This window comes from Leisingera sp. F5, assembly GCF_001593695.1.
This window is the reverse complement of record NZ_LUKH01000359.1, coordinates 1-2,726: the sequence shown is the minus strand read 5'-3', so window position 1 is coordinate 2,726 and position 2,726 is coordinate 1. Positions and strand designations below refer to the sequence as shown.

The window sequence follows — 2,726 nt, the reverse complement described above, 5'->3', positions numbered from 1 at the left end:
CAAGCGGGCGGGGGGCTTACACATAGCGGGTCCAAAGACAAAAACCTAAGGGCCTGCACGCTAAACGGAAGACAGAAAGCATGGCACTCAAGTCGTATAAGCCGACGACGCCGGGCCAGCGTGGGCTGGTTCTGATCGACCGTTCGGAGCTTTGGAAAGGGCGTCCGGTCAAATCTCTCACTGAGGGTCTGACCAAATCGGGCGGCCGGAACAACACCGGACGGATTACTGCACGCCGCCGCGGCGGCGGGGCAAAGCGCCTCTACCGGATCGTTGACTTCAAACGGAACAAATTTGATGTAGCGGCCACCGTTGAGCGGATCGAATACGACCCGAACCGGACCGCATTCATCGCGCTGATCAAATACGAAGACGGCGAGCAAGCCTACATCCTGGCGCCGCAGCGTCTGGCTGTTGGTGACAAGGTCATCGCTTCGGCGAAGGCAGACATCAAGCCGGGCAACGCAATGCCGTTCTCGGGCATGCCGATCGGTACCATCGTTCACAACATCGAAATGAAGCCCGGCAAAGGCGGCCAGATCGCCCGTGCAGCCGGTACTTACGCTCAGTTCGTTGGCCGTGACGGCGGTTACGCCCAGATCCGCCTGTCCTCGGGCGAGCTGCGTCTGGTGCGTCAGGAATGCATGGCCACAATCGGTGCCGTGTCGAACCCCGACAACTCGAACCAGAACTTCGGTAAAGCCGGCCGTATGCGCCACAAGGGCAAGCGTCCTTCTGTGCGTGGTGTGGTTATGAACCCGATCGACCACCCCCACGGCGGTGGTGAAGGCCGGACCTCCGGTGGCCGACACCCGGTGACCCCCTGGGGCAAACCGACCAAGGGCAAACGGACCCGCAACAAAAACAAGGCGTCGCAGAAGCTTATCGTTCGCTCGCGCCACGCCAAGAAGAAAGGCCGCTAATCCATGGCACGTTCCGTATGGAAAGGCCCCTTCGTTGATGCTTATGTCCTGAAAAAGGCCGAAGCAGCGCGTGAGTCGGGCCGCAATGAAGTGATCAAGATCTGGTCGCGCCGTTCCACCATCCTGCCGCAGTTCGTCGGTCTGACCTTTGGTGTCTACAACGGCAAAAAGCACATCCCAGTCAACGTCTCGGAAGACATGATCGGTCAGAAGTTCGGTGAATACTCGCCGACCCGCACCTATTATGGCCACGCCGCAGACAAAAAAGCGAAGCGGAAGTAAGTCATGGGTAAGGAAAAGAATCCCCGCCGCGTGGCAGACAACGAAGCAATGGCAAAACTGCGCATGCTCCGGACCTCGCCGCAGAAACTGAACCTGGTGGCTCAGATGATCCGCGGCAAGAAAGTCGAGAAGGCGCTGACCGACCTGACGTTCTCCAACAAGCGGATTGCAGCAGACGTGAAGAAATGCCTTCAGTCCGCCATCGCAAACGCGGAAAACAACCACAACCTGGACGTCGATGAACTGGTCGTCGCCGAGGCATGGGTTGGCAAGAACCTGACCATGAAGCGCGGCCGTCCGCGGGCACGTGGCCGGTTCGGCAAAATCCTGAAGCCGTTCGCGGAGATCACCATCAAGGTGCGTCAAGTTGAGGAGCAAGCCTAATGGGTCATAAAGTCAATCCGATCGGCATGCGCCTGCAGGTGAACCGCACCTGGGACAGCCGCTGGTACGCTGACACCAAAGACTACGGTGATCTGCTGCTCGAGGACCTGAAAATCCGCGAGTTCATCAAAACCGAGTGCAAGCAGGCGGGCATCGCCCGTGTGATCATCGAGCGCCCCCACAAGAAGTGCCGTGTGACCATTCACACCGCGCGTCCGGGCGTGATCATCGGCAAGAAAGGCGCGGACATCGAAGTGCTTCGTAAGAAGCTGGCCGCGATGACCGACAGCGAGCTGCACCTGAACATCGTTGAAGTCCGCAAGCCGGAACTCGACGCTGCGCTGGTCGGCGAGTCCATCGCTCAGCAGCTGGAACGCCGTGTGTCCTTCCGCCGCGCGATGAAACGTGCCGTGCAGAACGCCATGCGCATGGGCGCCCTGGGTATCCGGGTGAACGTCGCTGGCCGTCTGGGCGGCGCTGAAATCGCCCGTACCGAATGGTACCGCGAAGGCCGCGTGCCGCTGCACACCCTGCGTGCCGACATCGATTACGCACCCACCGAAGCGGTGACCCCCTATGGGATCATCGGGATCAAGGTCTGGATCTTCAAAGGCGAGATCATGGAGCACGATCCTTCGGCGCGTGACCGTAAAGCACAAGAAATCCAGGACGGCCCAGCACCTCGCGGTGCCGGTGGCGGCCGTCGCTAAGGAGGATTTGAGATGCTTCAGCCAAAGCGCACTAAATTCCGCAAAATGCATAAGGGCCGGATTCACGGCCTGGCAAAAGGCGGTTCCGACCTGAACTTCGGCACCTATGGCCTGAAGGCAACCACTCCTGAGCGTGTGACTGCACGCCAGATTGAGGCTGCCCGCCGCGCCATGACCCGGCACATGAAACGCCAGGGCCGTGTCTGGATCCGTATCTTCCCGGACACTCCGGTGACCTCGAAGCCGACCGAAGTCCGTATGGGTAAAGGTAAAGGCTCCGTGGACTACTGGGCAGCCAAGGTTAAGCCTGGCCGCGTGATGTTCGAGATCGACGGCGTGACCGACGAAGTCGCCCGCGAGGCCCTGCGCCTGGCAGCGATGAAACTGCCGGTCAAGACCCGCGTCGTGGTTCGCGAAGACTGGTAAA

At 60.2% G+C, this 2,726-nt stretch carries 5 protein-coding genes; all 5 read left to right on the top strand.

All coding sequences use genetic code 11. The features are described from left to right. Window positions 1–80 precede the first annotated feature (80 nt). Genes rplB through rplP form a run of 5 tightly spaced genes read left to right on the top strand, consistent with a single transcriptional unit; the run spans window position 81 to window position 2,725 of the window. Complete coding sequence (rplB, locus tag A2I95_RS30270; RefSeq protein WP_291735831.1) at window positions 81–923, top strand: 50S ribosomal protein L2; 843 nt, start codon at window positions 81–83, stop codon at window positions 921–923. A gap of 3 nt (window positions 924–926) precedes the next feature. Next, complete coding sequence (gene rpsS / locus A2I95_RS30265) at window positions 927–1,205, top strand: 30S ribosomal protein S19 (protein WP_024088539.1); 279 nt, start codon at window positions 927–929, stop codon at window positions 1,203–1,205. Between the two features lie 3 nt (window positions 1,206–1,208). Further along, window positions 1,209–1,589 (top strand): 50S ribosomal protein L22, encoded by a 381-nt coding sequence (gene rplV, locus A2I95_RS30260; RefSeq protein WP_035919887.1) that lies wholly within the window; start codon window positions 1,209–1,211, stop codon window positions 1,587–1,589. Beyond that, window positions 1,589–2,299 carry a 30S ribosomal protein S3 gene (gene rpsC, locus A2I95_RS30255; RefSeq protein ID WP_291735825.1) on the top strand — a complete coding sequence of 237 codons (711 nt, stop codon included), beginning with the start codon at window positions 1,589–1,591 and terminating at the stop codon, window positions 2,297–2,299. The genes rplV and rpsC overlap by 1 nt, the downstream gene beginning before the upstream one ends. A gap of 12 nt (window positions 2,300–2,311) precedes the next feature. Continuing rightward, window positions 2,312–2,725, top strand: a complete 414-nt coding sequence (rplP, locus tag A2I95_RS30250; protein WP_024088541.1) for a 50S ribosomal protein L16 — start codon at window positions 2,312–2,314, stop codon at window positions 2,723–2,725. Window position 2,726 lies beyond the last annotated feature (1 nt).

Bases quoted from the DNA above. Each gene is read 5' to 3' on its own strand.
- rpsS (WP_024088539.1), top strand. From the start codon at position 927: ATGGCACGTTCCGTATGGAAAGGCCCCTTCGTTGATGCTTATGTCCTG.
- rplB (WP_291735831.1), top strand. From the start codon at position 81: ATGGCACTCAAGTCGTATAAGCCGACGACGCCGGGCCAGCGTGGGCTG.
- rplP (WP_024088541.1), top strand. From the start codon at position 2,312: ATGCTTCAGCCAAAGCGCACTAAATTCCGCAAAATGCATAAGGGCCGG.
- rpsC (WP_291735825.1), top strand. From the start codon at position 1,589: ATGGGTCATAAAGTCAATCCGATCGGCATGCGCCTGCAGGTGAACCGC.
- rplV (WP_035919887.1), top strand. From the start codon at position 1,209: ATGGGTAAGGAAAAGAATCCCCGCCGCGTGGCAGACAACGAAGCAATG.